This window comes from Burkholderia sp. AU33423 (assembly GCF_002223135.1).
GTDB classification, from domain to species: domain Bacteria; phylum Pseudomonadota; class Gammaproteobacteria; order Burkholderiales; family Burkholderiaceae; genus Burkholderia; species Burkholderia lata_D.
In genome coordinates this window covers 54,769-70,631 of record NZ_NKFH01000002.1, presented here as the reverse complement: position 1 = coordinate 70,631, position 15,863 = coordinate 54,769, and the positions used below count along the sequence as shown (strand labels likewise).

At 65.6% G+C, this 15,863-nt stretch carries 13 protein-coding genes; 4 read left to right on the top strand and 9 right to left on the bottom strand.

Annotation, left to right across the window (positions count from 1 at the left end; all coding sequences use genetic code 11):
- Positions 1-72: 72 nt before the first annotated feature.
- The 7 genes from CFB50_RS00380 to mnmC form a co-directional block, all read right to left on the bottom strand.
- Positions 73-603 (bottom strand): SET domain-containing protein, encoded by a 531-nt coding sequence (locus CFB50_RS00380; protein WP_089444736.1) that lies wholly within the window; start codon positions 601-603, stop codon positions 73-75.
- 180 nt (positions 604-783) lie between these two features.
- Positions 784-1,896: an NADH:flavin oxidoreductase/NADH oxidase gene (locus CFB50_RS00375; protein ID WP_089444735.1), complete on the bottom strand. Its 1,113-nt coding sequence runs from the start codon at positions 1,894-1,896 to the stop codon at positions 784-786.
- Between the two features lie 215 nt (positions 1,897-2,111).
- Complete coding sequence (locus CFB50_RS00370; RefSeq protein ID WP_089444794.1) at positions 2,112-2,822, bottom strand: glutamine amidotransferase; 711 nt, start codon at positions 2,820-2,822, stop codon at positions 2,112-2,114.
- Between the two features lie 28 nt (positions 2,823-2,850).
- Complete coding sequence (locus CFB50_RS00365) at positions 2,851-3,489, bottom strand: MarR family winged helix-turn-helix transcriptional regulator (RefSeq protein WP_034188191.1); 639 nt, start codon at positions 3,487-3,489, stop codon at positions 2,851-2,853.
- Positions 3,490-3,997: 508 nt separating this feature from the next.
- On the bottom strand, positions 3,998-5,113 hold the full coding sequence (locus CFB50_RS00360) for a YbdK family carboxylate-amine ligase (protein ID WP_006490006.1): 1,116 nt from the start codon (positions 5,111-5,113) through the stop codon (positions 3,998-4,000).
- A 14-nt stretch (positions 5,114-5,127) separates the two neighbouring features.
- Entirely contained in the window at positions 5,128-6,342 is a 1,215-nt protein-coding gene (locus CFB50_RS00355) for a cation:proton antiporter (RefSeq protein ID WP_089444734.1), read from the bottom strand.
- 671 nt (positions 6,343-7,013) lie between these two features.
- Positions 7,014-8,960: a bifunctional tRNA (5-methylaminomethyl-2-thiouridine)(34)-methyltransferase MnmD/FAD-dependent 5-carboxymethylaminomethyl-2-thiouridine(34) oxidoreductase MnmC gene (gene mnmC, locus CFB50_RS00345; protein ID WP_089444732.1), complete on the bottom strand. Its 1,947-nt coding sequence runs from the start codon at positions 8,958-8,960 to the stop codon at positions 7,014-7,016.
- Here mnmC and CFB50_RS39390 point away from each other — a divergent pair.
- Together CFB50_RS39390 and CFB50_RS00340 are read left to right on the top strand one after the other, a co-directional pair.
- Positions 8,880-9,134 carry a hypothetical protein gene (locus CFB50_RS39390; protein ID WP_179254136.1) on the top strand — a complete coding sequence of 85 codons (255 nt, stop codon included), beginning with the start codon at positions 8,880-8,882 and terminating at the stop codon, positions 9,132-9,134. The genes mnmC and CFB50_RS39390 overlap by 81 nt on opposite strands.
- A 214-nt stretch (positions 9,135-9,348) precedes the next feature.
- Positions 9,349-9,627, top strand: a complete 279-nt coding sequence (locus CFB50_RS00340; RefSeq protein WP_006401505.1) for an HU family DNA-binding protein — start codon at positions 9,349-9,351, stop codon at positions 9,625-9,627.
- Positions 9,628-9,745: 118 nt separating this feature from the next.
- Here CFB50_RS00340 and CFB50_RS00335 read toward each other — a convergent pair whose 3' ends face one another.
- Together CFB50_RS00335 and CFB50_RS00330 are read right to left on the bottom strand one after the other, a co-directional pair.
- Positions 9,746-11,059: a GTP-binding protein gene (locus tag CFB50_RS00335; RefSeq protein ID WP_089444731.1), complete on the bottom strand. Its 1,314-nt coding sequence runs from the start codon at positions 11,057-11,059 to the stop codon at positions 9,746-9,748.
- Between the two features lie 159 nt (positions 11,060-11,218).
- Complete coding sequence (locus tag CFB50_RS00330; RefSeq protein ID WP_069246751.1) at positions 11,219-11,668, bottom strand: lytic transglycosylase domain-containing protein; 450 nt, start codon at positions 11,666-11,668, stop codon at positions 11,219-11,221.
- Positions 11,669-12,036: 368 nt separating this feature from the next.
- Here CFB50_RS00330 and gspD point away from each other — a divergent pair, with 368 nt between their 5' ends.
- Positions 12,037-14,367 carry a type II secretion system secretin GspD gene (gene gspD / locus CFB50_RS00325; RefSeq protein ID WP_089444730.1) on the top strand — a complete coding sequence of 777 codons (2,331 nt, stop codon included), beginning with the start codon at positions 12,037-12,039 and terminating at the stop codon, positions 14,365-14,367.
- Positions 14,364-15,863 carry a type II secretion system ATPase GspE gene (gene gspE / locus CFB50_RS00320; RefSeq protein ID WP_069246749.1) on the top strand — a complete coding sequence of 500 codons (1,500 nt, stop codon included), beginning with the start codon at positions 14,364-14,366 and terminating at the stop codon, positions 15,861-15,863. Before gspD ends, gspE begins: the two co-directional genes overlap by 4 nt.

The window sequence follows — 15,863 nt, the reverse complement described above, 5'->3', positions numbered from 1 at the left end:
AAGCACGGCTGCACGATGCGACAGCCGGTCGCTGAAACGGCAGCGGCAGCGCACGATGCGCCGCCGCCTGCGTCACTTCTTGCTTTTCTTGTCTTTCGACCGGGACTCGGACTTGCCGTCCTTCTTGTCCTTCTTCTTTTTCTTCTTCCCACCCTCGTCGGACGTCGCGAGCAGCGTGCCGCGGCACGACGCCGCACCGCAATGGCACGCGTACTCGCGCTTGAGCGCCTTCGTCAGCTTCGCGTCGATCACGAGGCCGTAGTCGTAGAACAGTTCCTCTTCCGGCCCGATGTCGCGCAGCGCATGGATGTACACGCGGCCTTTGACTTCCTCGGCTTCGCAGTTCGGCGCGCACGAGTGGTTGATCCAGCGCGCGCTGTTGCCGTCGATCTTGCCGTCGATCACCCCGCCCTCGTCCAGTGCGAAGTAGAACGTATGGTTCGGTTCGCTCGGGTCGTGCGGGTGGCGGCGCAGCGCCTCCTTCCATGAAATTCGTTCGCCCTTGTATTCCACTACGCGCTCGCCGGCCTTGATCGGCGCCACGGCGAACACGCCTTTACCGTGTACTCCCGAGCGGCGCACCGCGATCCTGCGTGAACTCATCGAACGAATCCTTGTGAAGACGACTTGAATGGAAGACGGCCGCGGTCACGGCCTGGCGCCGCGCAAAACGAAAACGCGGCACCGGTTGGTGCCGCGTCGGGGCATGCGGCGAATCACCCGCATCCTACACGTTCACGATTGCTTCGTTCAACATCACGCGCAATATTGCGCGCGCGGTGCTCAACGCTGGCCGAATGCGATGTCGCCGAACAACGCCTTGTGCTCGCGCGGCTGCGAGCGCCAGTATTGCGGCGGCGCCGTCACCTGCGCGCCGAGCTCGGCCGCCGCATGCCACGGCCAGCGCGGGTCGTACAGCATTGCACGCGCCATCGCGACGAAATCGGCATCGCCGGCCTCGATGAGCCGGTTCGCATGCGCCGGCTCGTTGATCAGGCCGACGGCGATCGTCGGCATGCCGACCGCGCGCTTCACCGCCTGCGCGAACGGCACCTGGTAACCGGGCGACAGCGGAATCTTCTGCAACGGCGACACGCCGCCGGACGACACGTCGATCCAGTCGCAGCCGCGGCGCTTCAGTTCGTGCGCGAACGCGATCGTATCGTCGAGCTCCCAGCCGCCTTCGACCCAGTCGGTCGCGGACACGCGCACGCCGACCGGCCGGTCTTCCGGAAACGCCGCACGCACGATCTCGAAGATCTCGAGCGGAAAGCGCATGCGGTTTTCGAGCGAGCCGCCGTATTCGTCGGTGCGCTGGTTCGCGAGCGGCGACAGGAACTGGTGCAGCAGGTAGCCGTGGGCCGCGTGCACCTCGATCGCGTCGATGCCGAGCCGTGCGGCCCGCTTCGCCGAGGCCGCGAACGCTTCGCGGATCCGGTTCAGGCCCGCGGCATCGAGTGCGAGCGGCGGCGTCTCGCCATCCTTGTGCGGCACGGCCGACGGCGCATGCGGCAACCAGCCGCCGTCGGCGACCGACACGAGCTGACCGCCCTGCCACGGCACGTTGCTCGACGCCTTGCGCCCCGCATGCGACAACTGCATCGCGATGCGAACCGGCGAATGCTTGCGGATCGCGGCCAGCACCGGCTTCAGCGCGGCTTCGGTCACGTCGTCCCAGAGGCCGAGGTCGCCATGCGTGATGCGCCCGTCGGGTTCCACCGCGGTCGCCTCGATGCAGAGCAGCCCCGCGCCCGACAGCGCGAGATGGCCGAGGTGAATCATGTGCCAGTCGGTCGCCTCGCCGCGTTCGGCCGAATACTGGCACATCGGGGAGATCACGATCCGGTTCGGAAGGGTCACGCCGCGCAGCGTGAACGGGGAAAACAGCGCAGTCATGGAGGCCGCTCGCCAGGAAGGGAAAGAGCGAACGAGCGTAGCACGCAGGCGGCAAGCGTGCAGATGGCGCACCCGGCAGTAAGCGGATGGTCAGCTACGACCGGCGGCCGGTCGCCGGCAATGGAGAAAAGGCAGCGCATACGGCGATGCGCCGGCCTGCAACGAATGCGGGCCGAGCAATCCCTTCGCGGCGAACGGCGGCGCCGCCGGCGGCGTCAGAGTCCGACGCTGTCGAGCCACTCCGCGAACATGCGTCGCGCGGCCGCCTCGAGCGCGGGGCCGTGCTGCGCGGTATCGGCGCGCAACTGCCGCGCGTCGATGCCGGGCGCCGCCGCGATTTCGCCGGCGTTCGCGATCAGCCACGGCTCGAATCGGTCGGTGCGGATTTCCGGATGGCATTGCAGCGCCAGCACGTGCTGGCCCCATGCGAACGCCTGGTGACGGCAGGCCGGGGTCGAGGCAAGATGAATCGCCCCGCCCGGCAGGTCGAACGTGTCGCCATGCCAATGCAGCATCGACGTCGCCGAACCATCGAGATGGCGCAGCGGCGACGCGCGACCGGCATCGGTGAGCGTCAGCGGCGTCCAGCCGAGTTCGTGCTGCGCGGCCGGATAGACGCGCGCACCGAGCGCCCGAGCGATGAACTGCGAACCGAGACAGATCCCGAGGATCGGCAACCCGGCGTCGATGCGCTTGCGCACGAGCGCCGCGAGCGGCGCGATCGTCGGATACTGCGCATCGTCGTACACGCTGAGCGGCCCGCCGAGCACGACGAGGAGCGACGGCTCGAGCACGTCGAGCACCTCGACCCGCGACGACCCGACGTCGACGTAGCGCACCCGCCGGCCCCGTTCGCCAAGCACCTGCTCGAAGCTCCCGAGATCCTCGTAATGCACGTGGCGGATCGCCACGACTTCAGCGTTCATCATCGGCCTCCCGGTCGATCGACGGACGTCAGCCGGCGAAAATCTTCCAGGTCTTCTTCTGCGTCGCCGCGTCGGCCTCTTCCTGCACCGAGCAGTCGAGACGCAGATCGCTGTCGGACATCGAGATGTCGAGCGCCGCGCAGTGATGCACGGTCTTCTTCGACAGCTTGCCCGGCTGGAAGTGGGCGCACGTCAAGCACATGCGCTGCGGCGGCGTCGCACCGGCCACCTGCAGTTCGCGCAGCGTCTTCAGCAGCGCGCGATACAGTGTGCCCTGCTCGTCCGCGCCGAGCTTGCCGACCGCTTTCGTCAGGAATTCAGGCCATTGCAGCGCCTTCTTCGCGGCCGTCCGGCCACGGGCCGACAGGCGCACGGCCAGGGCGCGGCCGTCGTCCAGCGCACGGCGCTTCTCGACGAGACCCTTCGTCTCGAGCGTGCTCACCGCATCGCTCGTGGTCGCCGCGGTCAGCTGCGTCTCGCGCGCGATCTCGCCGAGCCGCATCGGGCCCTTGCGCTGCAGCAGCAGCACGAGAATCTCGCCCTGCGTCGGCGTGAGGCCTGCGCCTTCCGCCCAATCCCATGCCTGGCTTCGCATGGCCGTACTCAACCGCAGCAGGCTGTGGGTCACACGTCCCGAAGCCTGATTCCCGTAAACGCCTTCGCTCATAGTCTTTTCGCTTTGCCGCCGCCCGGTTTGCCGAGCGGCCGTAGTGTGGAGATCGAATGTCTATCTCAAAACAGACATGCTCTTGCGAGTATGTCAGCACGGCCGTCGCGAGGGCACACGCGGCGGTCGCGTTCGCGGCGACCGGTAAGACACGCTTCGTTCCGGTGTCCGCAAAGCCGACATTCTAAGCGAGAGCGGAAAATCGCACAGCTAAGTTATCCCCTTCATTCTGTGGAAAATCACTGGATAACCAAAATTTTTCGTTGTGCCTGCAATGCCGAACGCCCGCCGAACGGTGCACGAGGGCATTTTCCTGTTCGGATCGGCCATCGAGCCAACCGCAATGATCCACCGGGTTATCCCGTGCACAGATCGTTGACTTTGCAGCGGAATATCCAGTTATCCACAGATTTTCAGGACAACCGGCAACGATTTCGGCGGCAATCGGGGCCGCCGGTCGTTCAGTGAATCGCGACTCGGTCGACCCCGTAATCTGCAAAACATTTTTTCACTCGCGCCACCGTAAGCACTGCTGGCGGACCGTCTCATTGAGCGATTTTTCCTGTTTGAAAACGGTTCTCAACCACGATGCGTCGTTCACGCGCGCCTTGGCGAGCGCGCCGATCTCGTCGAGCGCCGCGCGCGAGCCGAGCGCGGCAGCATGCGGCGCGATCCGGTCGAGCGTGTCGAGGATGTCTTCGGCGATCGTGCGGCGCTCGCCCGTCTGAGGATTCACGCAGGTGCCCTCGAGCCCGAAGCGGCACGCCTCGAAACGGTTGAACGTGTAGACGAGGTAGTCGTCCTCGGACAGCTTCAGCGGCCGGTCGGTCAGCAGGTAGCGCGCGAGCGTCTGGATGTAGCAGGCGATCGCCGCCGCGCGGTCGACCGACAGCGGCGTATCCATCACGCGCACCTCGATCGTCCCGTAGCCGGGCTTCGGGCGGATGTCCCAGTAGAAGTCCTTCATCGAGTTGACGACGCCGGTGTTCACCATCTTCGTGAAGTACTCCTCGAAGCTGTCCCAGGTCAGCACGAACGGCGCGCGGCCCGACAGCGGGAACGCGAACACCGAATTCAGGCGTGCCGAATGGAAGCCGGTGTCGACGTTCTGCACGAACGGCGACGACGCGGACAGCGCGATGAAGTGCGGAATGAAGCGCGACATCGAGTGCAGCAGGAACAGCGCGCTGTCGGGATCGGGGCAGCCGATGTGCACGTGCTGGCCGAACACGGTGAACTGCTTCGCGAGATAGCCGTACAGCTCGGAGATGTACTGGAAGCGCGGCGCATCGTAGATCTGCCGGTCGCTCCATTGCTGGAACGCATGCGTGCCGCCGCCGGCCAGCCCGACGTTGAGCTGGTCGGCCGCCTTCACGAGCACGTCGCGGATCGCATGCAGCTCGCTCACCGCCTGCTCGTGCGAATGGCAGATGCCGGTCGACAGCTCGATCATGCTCTCGGTGATTTCCGGCGTGATGTTGCCCGGGAAGGTCTCGCCCTGGATCAGGCGCATCAGGTCGGAGGCCGCTTTGGTCAGGTCGTAGTTGTGCGTGTTGACGACCTGGATCTCCAGTTCGACGCCGAACGTAAACGGCTCGGAATTGACGAAGGTTTCGAGTGCCATGGCAGGTTCCGGAATCAGTTGCCGTCGCTGCGCTCACCGACCGCCGACAGGCAGCGGTACACGATGAACGGGCTGACGAGCTGCAGGATCACGATCGTGCACATCACGATCGCGCGCAGGTGCGGGTCGAAATTCGGATAGAGCTGGTAGGTGTCGTCGACGAGCAGGTACGACAGCGCGGACATCGGCGTGAGCGCGATGCCGAGCGCGATGCCCTGCTTCATCCCGATGCCGCTCGGCTTCGCGAACGCGACGACGCCGGCCAGCTTCGCGACGAGCCGCGTGACGATCAGCACGATCGCGAGCAGCCCGCCAAGCGCGATGTCCCCCCACGTGAACGACGTGAGCGTGAGCACGAACAGGACTACCGTCAGCAGCCAGCCGGCCGTGCCGAAGTGCTCGGGCCACAGTTGCGGACGTGCTTCGAGATTCTTCACGATGATGCCGGCGAGCAGCAGCGTAAGCAGCGTCGACAGCTTCAGCGCCTGGGCGACGGCGATCGCGAGCATCACGAGCCCGAACAACGCAACGAACGAATGCTCGTCGCGCATCGTCGCGGTCATGTGGCGGAACAGGTAGTTGCACGAACGCGCAACGACATACGCGACGATGAACGAACCGATGAGCAGGTAGAGCGGTTGCAGGATCGTCGCGAAAACGTTGCCGTACGCTTCCTGGTGGAGCCAGCCCGTCACCAGCTTGGTCAGCACGATCGCATAGACGCTGTTGAGCGCGGTGAGCGTGATGAGGCGTTGCGACACCTGCCCTTCCGCGCGCAGTTCGGTCTTCAGCTGGATCACCATCGACGGCGACGTCGCGATCGCGATCGCCGACAGCACCAACGCGACCATCCCCGACACACCGAGCCCGAGCATCACGAACAGCACCAGCACGAACGTCAGCGTGGCTTCGGCGAGGCTCGACGCGACGAGCCACGGATTGCGCCGGATCCAGCGCAGGTCGAGACGGCTGCCGAGCTCGAACAGCAAGAGGCCGAGCGCGACGTCGATCAGCAACCGGGACGTTTCGTCGGTGCTTGCATCGATCACGCCGAACCCGAACGATCCGGCGATGAGACCGATCACCGCATAACCGGTGATGCGAGGCAGACGCCATGCGCGATAGCAAAGCTCGCCACACAGGCCGGCCGCAAACAACGCGAGCCCGGCCCAGAACACGGCATCCGGCGTAAGCGGCCAGTTGGGCAGGAATGAGAACGCCGACTTCATCGTGGTGACTTCTCCTTTGGAAGCAACCGCCAGCGACGCGGGGTCAAGCGTCAGAAATGGATACGCGCCGGCTGGGTATCGCCCCGAATGTGATTGTTGTGTCGACGACGGCGGGACATGGGATCCGCCTTTTCCACCACAGGGCGGAAAGTCGTTCAGGTTGCCGATCTGGATTGTCGGCCTGGTGTGTGAACGGACTGCGCAGTCTCGAAGATTCAGATTCGAAATCGTGCCGACCGTTCCATTGAAGCATGTCCGGCGCCTGGCCGGATGAACGCGAAGGAAACCGATTGTGCCACAGCTTTTTCGGTCTGGAACCCATTGAATCGACTCGCGGCGCTGTGCGGCACCGCAGGTCTTTGGTTTCAAAGGTTTACTTGTATATATACGTAGTAGAAGTTAACAAAGGATGCACAGCTCTGTGGATAACTTCGGTTTACGTCGACAGATCAAGGCGTTGCAGAGCCGATAACCCGTTGCACAGACTGTTCGTGCACAGAGGTTTGAGTTGAGCAACTTTCGGGCCGCCTCACAGCTGTGCCGAGTTGCCCAGTTTACGTCCACTGTGATTACACACGAAGTGCGCGCGGATTTCGCGCGGTTATCCACAGCGTCGAGTGGATAACCTTGCGCGAAAAAGTCGGGAAACTGTGAGCGGCTCGGGTGAGCGGTCAGCCGGCCTGGCCGACGCGGCGCGCGCGCAACGCGCGGATCAGGAAGCGTGCGGGGTCGACGGCATCGGCAAGTTCGCGTTCGAGCGGCCAAGGCTCGCCTTCGAGTTGCGAGGCGATCAGTTCGGCGCCGAGTGCCGCCCATACGAGGCCGCGCGAGCCGAAGCCGAATGCGCCGTAGAGTCCAGGCATGCGCGGCAGGTCGCGCGCCTGCGCACCGCTTAGCGCGCGAGCCTTGGCGATGGCGCCCGCTTCGTCCGCGAGCGGGCCGAGCAGCGGCAGGCGGTCGCCGACGACCCAGCGGAACGCAACGCGGCCGCGCAGTGTGTCGGGATCCGGCGGATCGCCGATCAGGCCCGGCAGCAGATGCCGTACGCGCTCGATATTTTCGAGGTGGCCGGCCGCGCGCATCGCGGCATCGACGTCGTCGGGTTCGAACGTCGCGCCGATCAGCAGCGTGCCGTCGTCGAGCGGCACCGCGTAACCGTCGCCGATCGTCGGGCACGGCAGCGGTGCCGTGCTGCCGGCCGGCAGCAACGTGAGCTGGCCACGCACCGGTTGCAGCGCGACATGTTGCAGCCCGGCGAGACGCGCGGCGTCGCCGGCATTCGCCAGCACGACGACGGGCGCTTCGGCCAGCGTGCCGCCCGCGTCGTCGAGTGCATGCCACGCGTCGCCGCGCCGTTCGAGTCGTGCAACGCGGGTGGACGCGAGCAAGCGCACACGCTCGCCGGCCGCCGCGTATTGGGCCGCGCAAAGGCCGGCCGGCCAGACGGCGCCGCCGTGCGGAAACAGCAGGCCGCCCTGCGCGACCGGCAGGTTCAGATGCGCGCGCGCGGCCTCGACGTCGAGCAGCGAGACATAGTCGGACGGCGCACCGAAAGCATCGAATGCCTCGCGCATCCGTTCGAAGTCGTCAGCGGATTCCGCGAGATGGATCATCCCGTGCGTGCTGCGCGCGAATGCATGGCCCGCGCGTTCGAGTGCGCGCCAGCGTGCGATCGCGTGCAGGAAGCCGCCGCGCGTGAGCCGGCTCGCGACGTTGTCGTCGCGTGTCATCAGCGGGTGGAATACACCGGCCGGATTGCCCGACGCTTCGCTCGCGATCCGCTCGTGCCGCTCGATCAGCGTGACTTCCCAGCCGCGCGCGGCCAGACGCTCGACGACCGCGCAGCCCGCCAGCCCCGCGCCGATCACGATCGCGCGGCGCGTCGCAACGGGCAGTGCGAGAGGCGGCTCGTGCCGGCGCGCGCGCCAGCGCGGCGCATATTCGCCGACGAGCAGACCGTCGACCTCGCGATACGTGAAACCCGATTGGCCGAGTGCGTGCTTCAATGCGTCCGAACTCGCATGCGCTGCAAACGTGGCATGTTCGCCGGCGATTTTCGAGAGCACGCGGACCACGTCGGCCGATTGGAGATCCGCGTCGCTCGAGGACGCGAAGCGGTCGAGACAGAACGCGTCGGCGCGCGCGACGATCTTCCCCAGCATGTCGATTGCATCGCCGAACGCAAGCGTGAGCACCACGCGCCCTTCGTCGAATTCGAGCCGATGAAGGCCCGGTACGAGCATCGGCCACGCGTCGGCAAGTGCATCGACATCCGTCGATATGGTTGTGTCCGCAACGATATGCGAAGCGGCGCGGCGCAGGTCGTCGCGTGAGAACGGATGCGGTTCGACTGCGACAAAATGCAGCCGCTCGCAGCGCGCGGGATCGTCGCGCCATGCGGCCCAGGCCGCGAGGAAGCTGCCGCCCGCGCCGAATCCGGTCGCCACGATCGTGAACGTGCGGCGGCCCTGCCAGCGTGCCGGCAGCCCGTTGCCCACGACTAACATGCGATGCGCGAGCGCGCCTGATGCGCCGCGATGGAGATCACCGAACTCGGGCGAGACGAGCGTGCCGTCGTCGCGGAGCGTAAGCGTGGCGGGAACAAGTCGGTCGGTCATGCGAAACAAAAAACGTGGCAGCCAAGCCTGGCAAGGGATTGCGCGGGGCCGTCCGACCGGTCGTTGGAAAAAGCCAACGGCGCGGCGCACGGGCGGACCGCGCTGCGTATCCTGTCCGGTTGGCGCTGGTCAAAAAACGGGCAGTCGGTGATTCATTCGGCGAAATACCGATGAAAATCTTTGAAACCCTTGTCGTTATTGGGTTTGCGCTGCGCTATCATAGCAACGCCGTACCGCGGGGTGGCCACCGGCTCACCGGAGGGCGCGTCGCGCGGGCCAGGATTCGGCGCTGTGTCGTCGGAGTCTGACTCTCGACGGCACGGTTCGCGCACGTATAATCGGCGCGTTCGCGCTGTTCGTGTCAACCTAACCTGATAAAGGAACCTTAATGAACAAACAGGAACTGATCGACGCCGTCGCCGCCCAAACGGGCGCCAGCAAGGCTCAAACCGGCGAAACGCTGGACACGCTGCTCGAAGTCATCAAGAAGGCCGTGTCGAAGGGTGATGCGGTTCAGCTGATCGGCTTCGGCAGCTTCGGTTCGGGCAAGCGCGCAGCACGTACGGGCCGCAACCCGAAGACCGGCGAAACCATCAAGATCCCGGCAGCCAAGACGGTCAAGTTCACGGCTGGCAAGGCGTTCAAGGACGCCGTCAACAAGCGTTAAACCAGCGCCTGTTCCAAGAAAAACCCGCCTTTCGGCGGGTTTTTTGTTGGGCGCGCGCAGCATTTTCGCCACAGTCCGCGCCCCTCTTGCAAGATTTAACGGTTGTTTTTACAACGCGTTACGCGTGCACGATCTGCGTGTCGCCGTGATCGTCGTCGTCGTGAGAATCGACATCCCACGCCGGGAACGGGTCGTCGAACGCCTGCCATCCGGCCGCGCCGAGCGCGAATTCCGCATCGGTCAGTAGGCACGCATCGAGCTTCGCGCGCCATGCATCCGCGTCGAGCGCGATGCCGATCAGCACGAGTTCCTGCCGGCGATCGCCCACTGCGCGATCGTCGAGATCGCCGTGCCATTCGGCGCGGATTTCACCGAGCAGCTCGTCGTCGTCCGGCCATTCCGCGCGATCCTGCGCGGCCCACCAAAGCCCCGCCGGGCCATGCCGGCATACGCCGCCCGCCTGCGACAGCGAACCGGCGATGTCGTTGCGCGTCGCGAGCCAGAAGAAGCCCTTGCTGCGCAGCACGCCCGGCCACTCCTGATGCAGCAGTGCCCAGAGTCGCGCCGGATGAAACGGCCGGCGCGCGCGGTAAACAAAATTGCCGATCCCGAATTCGTCGGCTTCGCCGTGCACGTGCGCATGATGTTCGTCATGGCAGTCGGGGTCGTCGCAATGCGTGTGATCGTGATCGAGCGACGCGAGCCAGCCCGGCGCGTTCGCGGCCTCGTCGAAATCGAAGCGGCCCGTGTTCAGCACTTCGTCGAGCGGCACGTTGCCGAACGTCGACACGACCTGGTGCGCGCGCGGGTTGAGTCGCGCGAGGATGTGCTGCAGGCGGGCAAGGTCGTCCGCGGCGACGAGGTCGGCCTTGTTGATCACCAGCACGTCGCAGAATTCGATCTGCTCGATCAGCAGCTCGACGAGCGTGCGGTCGTCCTCTTCCGATGCGGCGATGCCGCGCGTCGCGAGCGCATCATCCGAGCCGTAGTCGCGCAGGAAGTTGTACGCGTCGACCACGGTGACGAGCGTATCGAGCCGCGCGATTTTCGACAGCGACGTGCCGTCGTCGTCGACGAACGTGAAGGTTTCGGCGATCGGCATCGGCTCCGCGATGCCGGTCGATTCGATCATGATCGCGTCGAAGCGGCCTTCCGATGCCAGCGTGCGGATCTCGACGAGCAGGTCGTCGCGCAGCGTGCAGCAGATGCAGCCGTTCGACATCTCGACGAGGCGTTCTTCGACGTGCGACAGCGCCTGCGCGTCGCGCACGAGCGATGCATCGATGTTGACCGCCGCGAGATCGTTGACGATCACGGCGACTTTCAGGCCCGCGCGATTCGCGAGGATGTGATTGAGCAGCGTGGTCTTGCCGGCGCCGAGGAAACCGGACAGCACGGTGACGGGCAACGGCTGGTTCATTGCCGGATTCATAGCGATATGCACCAACGGAAAAATTGAAAAAGCGGCCGCGACGCCCTTCCGGGGCGCGATCGTCCCGCGGGCGGGCGAAATTGCGGCGTGAGATCCGCATTGTGCATCAAACGCGCGCCGGCCGGCCGGTACCGGGTCAGGCCGCGCTGCGGCGCGGCGTCACTGCACGGGCGGCAGCAGCTTCCACTGCGTCAGGATGCCGGCAATCTGCCGCGCATACTTGTCGCGCAGCGACGGGGTTTCCGAATGATAGGCGCCGACCGCCTGCCACGTGTTGCCGTAACGGTTCATCTTCTGCTTGAGATGCCACGCGGCGATATAGACGTTCTTGCACGGCTCCATCAGCGTGTCGCGGCCGATCCCATAGCGCGACAGCGTCGGCAGGTGGATCGAATTGATCTGCATCAGGCCGTAGTCGACCGAGCCGTTCGTGTTCTTGTTCAGCGCGCCGGGCCGGTTGCGCGACTCCTGCCACGCGATCGCGCGCAGGATCAGCGGATTGACCTGCTGATATTTAGCTGCTTCGTCGAAACAGTCCGCGCGAGCGTTCGCGCTGGCGAAATACCCGCCGGCGGCGATCAACACGATCGAAACGAACCGTCTGTTCATGGTGCGAAATCGACAAGAAAATGCGTGAGGGTCGGGAAAACCCGTGCCTGTTATTCGTGCGACGAGAAACGTGCCGCCCGTATCATACCGGCAGTCCGTCAGCTTGCGACATGCAGGAATTCGGCCGCCCGGTTATACCGCATTTCCGTGTCGGTTCATCGTGAAATGGGGGCGAGGACCGCATGCGCCGAGAATGGTGCCGAATCTTACAGATTGCATACGGTTCGCCGGATACATGTCGTATGTGAGACAGTCCTCGGATCAATGTGATATTTCGGACATGAAAAACTGCTAATGTCGCCTCTTTCGGACTTGGATCCCAGCACTACCGCCGGAAGTGGCCTGAGCCGGCATCGACCCATTCATCCATGACAAGAAATCGCTTCGTTATGCGGCGTGTCGCCACGACCCTGATCGTCGCCGGCATGATCGTTTCGCAGGCCGCCTACGCTCAGGTCACGCTCAATTTCGTGAATGCGGATATCGACCAGGTCGCCAAGGCGATCGGCGCCGCAACCGGCAAGACCATCATCGTCGACCCTCGTGTGAAGGGGCAGCTCAACCTCGTGGCCGAACGGCCGGTGCCGGAAGACCAGGCGCTGAAGACGCTGCAGTCGGCGCTGCGCATGCAGGGCTTCGCACTCGTGCAGGATCACGGCGTGCTGAAGGTCGTGCCCGAGGCCGACGCGAAACTGCAAGGCGTGCCGACCTACGTCGGCAATGCGCCGCAGGCGCGCGGCGACCAGGTGATCACGCAGGTATTCGAGCTGCACAACGAATCGGCGAACAACCTGCTGCCCGTGCTGCGGCCGCTGATCTCGCCGAACAACACGGTCACCGCCTACCCGGCGAACAACACGATCGTCGTGACCGATTACGCGGACAACGTGCGGCGCATCGCGCAGATCATCGCCGGCGTGGACAGCGCCGCGGGCGCGCAGGTGCAGGTCGTTCCGCTGCGCAACGCGAACGCGATCGACCTCGCCGCGCAGCTCCAGAAAATGCTCGACCCGGGCGCGATCGGCAACAGCGACGCGACGCTGAAGGTGTCGGTCACGGCCGACCCGCGGACCAACTCGCTGATGCTGCGCGCGTCGAGCGCGTCGCGCCTCGCGGCCGCCAAGCGCCTCGTGCAGCAGCTCGACGCACCGAGCGCGGTGCCCGGCAACATGCACGTCGTCGCGCTGCGCAACGCCGATGCGGTGAAGCTCGCGAAGACGCTGCGCGGGATGCTCGGCAAGGGCAGTGGCAGCGACAGCGGCTCGTCGGCGTCGTCCAACGATGCGAACAGCTTCAACCAGAGTGGCGGCTCGTCGTCGAGCGGCAACTTCTCGACCGGCACGTCGGGCACCCCGCCGCTGCCGTCGGGCGGCCTCGGCGGCTCGTCGTCCTCGTCGTCGTCGTACGGCGGCTCATCCGGCGGTGGCGGGCTCGGCAGCGGTGGCCTGCTCGGTGGCGACAAGGACAAGGGCGACGACAACCAGCCCGGCGGGATGATCCAGGCCGATGCGGCGACCAACTCGCTGATCATCACCGCGTCGGATCCGGTTTACCGGAACCTGCGCTCGGTGATCGACCAGCTCGATGCGCGGCGCGCGCAGGTCTATATCGAAGCGCTGATCGTCGAGCTGAACTCGAACACGTCCGGCAACCTCGGCATTCAGTGGCAGATCGCTCAGGGCCAGTTTCTCGGTGGCACGAACTTCAGCGCCCCCGGTACGCCCACCGGCAACATCCTCGGTGTGTCGGGCGCGGTTGCAGCCGGCGGTGCGACGGGTCTCGGTGCGTTGGGGCAGACTCTCCTGCCGGGCCTCAACGTCGGTTGGCTGCACAACATGTTCGGCGTGCAAGGCCTCGGCGCGCTGCTGAATTACTTCGCGGGCGTGAGTGACGCGAACGTGCTGTCGACGCCGAACCTCATCACGCTTGACAACGAAGAAGCGAAAATCGTCGTCGGCCAGAACGTGCCGATTCCGACGGGTTCGTATTCGAACCTGACGAGCGGCAACACGAACAACGCATTCAATACCTACGATCGCCGCGACGTCGGTCTCACGCTGCACGTGAAGCCGCAGATCACCGATGGCGGTATTCTGAAGCTGCAGCTCTACACCGAGGATTCGGCGGTCGTGACCTCCACTGCGACCGCAGTCAACGGTCCGACCTTCACCAAGCGCTCGATCCAGTCGACGATCCTCGCGGACAACGGCGAAATCATCGTGCTCGGCGGCCTGATGCAGGACAACTACGCCGTGTCGAACAGCAAGGTTCCGCTGCTGGGCGACATCCCCTGGATCGGCCAGCTGTTCCGCTCGGAGAACAAGAACCGCCAGAAGACCAACCTGATGGTGTTCCTGCGCCCGGTGATCATCAACGATCGCAATGTCGCGCAGCAAGTCACGGCTAACCGCTACGACTACATTCAGGGCGTGACGGGCGCGTACAAGTCGGACAACAACGTGATGCGCGACAAGGACGATCCGGTTGTCCCGCCAATGCCGCTGGGTCCGAGCCAGGGCGGCACGCCGGCTGGCAACCTGTTCGATCTCGACAAGATGCGTCGCCAGCAGCTGCAGCGCCAGGTGGCGCCGGTGCCGGCCCAGCCGTTGCCGGAAGCGACGCCCGCGCAGCCGCAGAGCGTGCCGCAGCAGGCCGTGCCGCAACAGCCGCTGACGGCCACGCCGGGAGCGTCGCAGTGAGCGACGTGCACGCCTCTTCCGCCCACGACGGCGCGCCGGGCGAACGGCAGCCGCCGTCGCCGCTCGCCGCGCGACTATTGCCGTACGGCTTTGCGAAGAGCGGCCAGGTGCTGATCGCGCATCAGCTCGACGACACGCTCGAGGTGTGGATCAGCGAACGCACGAGCGATGCGGCGCTCGCGGAAATCGCGCGCAACTTCGGCTCGATCTCCGTGCATCGCGTGCCGGCCGACGAGCTCGCGCAGGCGATCAACCATGCGTACGCACGCCAGGACGGCAGCGCCGCGCAGGTGGTCGGCGAGGTCGAGGGCGAAGTCGACCTGTCGCGGCTGATGCAGGACATCCCCGAAGTCGAGGATCTGCTCGAATCGGAAGACGACGCGCCGATCATCCGGATGATCAACGCGCTGCTCACGCAAGCGGCGCGCGAACAGGCATCGGACATCCACATCGAGCCGTTCGAGAACGCCTCGGTCGTGCGCTTTCGCGTCGACGGCACGCTGCGCGACGTCGTGCGGCCGAAGAAGGCGCTGCACGGCGCGCTGATCTCGCGGATCAAGATCATGGCGCAGCTCGACATCGCCGAGAAGCGCCTGCCGCAGGACGGCCGCATCACGCTGCGCGTCGGCGGCCGGCCGGTCGACGTGCGGGTGTCGACGCTGCCGACCGGGCACGGCGAGCGCGCGGTGCTGCGTCTGCTGGAAAAGGATGCGCAGCGGCTGAACCTCGAAGCGCTCGGGATGGGCCGCGACACGCTCGTGCAGTTCGACAAGCTGATCGCGCGCCCGCACGGCATCGTGCTCGTCACGGGCCCGACGGGTTCGGGCAAGACGACTACGCTGTATGCGTCGATGTCGCGGCTCGAAACCGCGACGACCAACATCATGACCGTCGAGGACCCGATCGAATACGACCTCGGCGGCATCGGCCAGACGCAGGTGAACGAGCGGATCGGGATGACCTTTGCCCGTGCGCTGCGCTCGATCCTGCGCCAGGATCCGGACGTGATCATGATCGGCGAAATCCGCGACCTCGAAACCGCGCAGATCGCGGTGCAGGCATCGCTGACGGGCCACCTCGTGCTCGCGACGCTGCACACGAACGATGCGGCCTCGGCCGTCACGCGTCTGACCGACATGGGCGTCGAGCCCTACCTGCTCGCGTCGTCGCTGCTCGGCGTGCTCGCGCAGCGGCTGGTGCGGCAGCTGTGCCCCGTCTGCAAGGAAGAACGCCAGGAAGAAGGCCGCACCGTGTGGCATCCGGTCGGCTGCGACAAGTGCGGGCATTCGGGTTATTCGGGCCGGCGCGGCGTGTACGAACTGTTGCTGGTCGACGAGTCGATCCGCTCGCTGATCCACCGCAACGCGGCCGACGCGGAGATCCTCGCCGCCGGCCGTGCGGAAGGGATGCGCACGCTGCGCGACGACGCCGAGCGCTGGCTCGCGTCGGGCGCGACGTCGCTCGAGGAAGTGCTGCGCGTGACGGGAGGCGCATAG

Bases quoted from the DNA above. Each gene is read 5' to 3' on its own strand.
- CFB50_RS00370 (WP_089444794.1), bottom strand. From the start codon at position 2,822: ATGAACGCTGAAGTCGTGGCGATCCGCCACGTGCATTACGAGGATCTC.
- CFB50_RS39390 (WP_179254136.1), top strand. From the start codon at position 8,880: ATGGAGATCACCGAACTCGGGCGAGACGAGCGTGCCGTCGTCGCGGAG.
- CFB50_RS00365 (WP_034188191.1), bottom strand. From the start codon at position 3,489: ATGAGCGAAGGCGTTTACGGGAATCAGGCTTCGGGACGTGTGACCCAC.
- CFB50_RS00360 (WP_006490006.1), bottom strand. From the start codon at position 5,113: ATGGCACTCGAAACCTTCGTCAATTCCGAGCCGTTTACGTTCGGCGTC.
- CFB50_RS00340 (WP_006401505.1), top strand. From the start codon at position 9,349: ATGAACAAACAGGAACTGATCGACGCCGTCGCCGCCCAAACGGGCGCC.
- gspD (WP_089444730.1), top strand. From the start codon at position 12,037: ATGACAAGAAATCGCTTCGTTATGCGGCGTGTCGCCACGACCCTGATC.
- CFB50_RS00355 (WP_089444734.1), bottom strand. From the start codon at position 6,342: ATGAAGTCGGCGTTCTCATTCCTGCCCAACTGGCCGCTTACGCCGGAT.
- CFB50_RS00330 (WP_069246751.1), bottom strand. From the start codon at position 11,668: ATGAACAGACGGTTCGTTTCGATCGTGTTGATCGCCGCCGGCGGGTAT.
- CFB50_RS00335 (WP_089444731.1), bottom strand. From the start codon at position 11,059: ATGAATCCGGCAATGAACCAGCCGTTGCCCGTCACCGTGCTGTCCGGT.
- CFB50_RS00380 (WP_089444736.1), bottom strand. From the start codon at position 603: ATGAGTTCACGCAGGATCGCGGTGCGCCGCTCGGGAGTACACGGTAAA.
- mnmC (WP_089444732.1), bottom strand. From the start codon at position 8,960: ATGACCGACCGACTTGTTCCCGCCACGCTTACGCTCCGCGACGACGGC.
- CFB50_RS00375 (WP_089444735.1), bottom strand. From the start codon at position 1,896: ATGACTGCGCTGTTTTCCCCGTTCACGCTGCGCGGCGTGACCCTTCCG.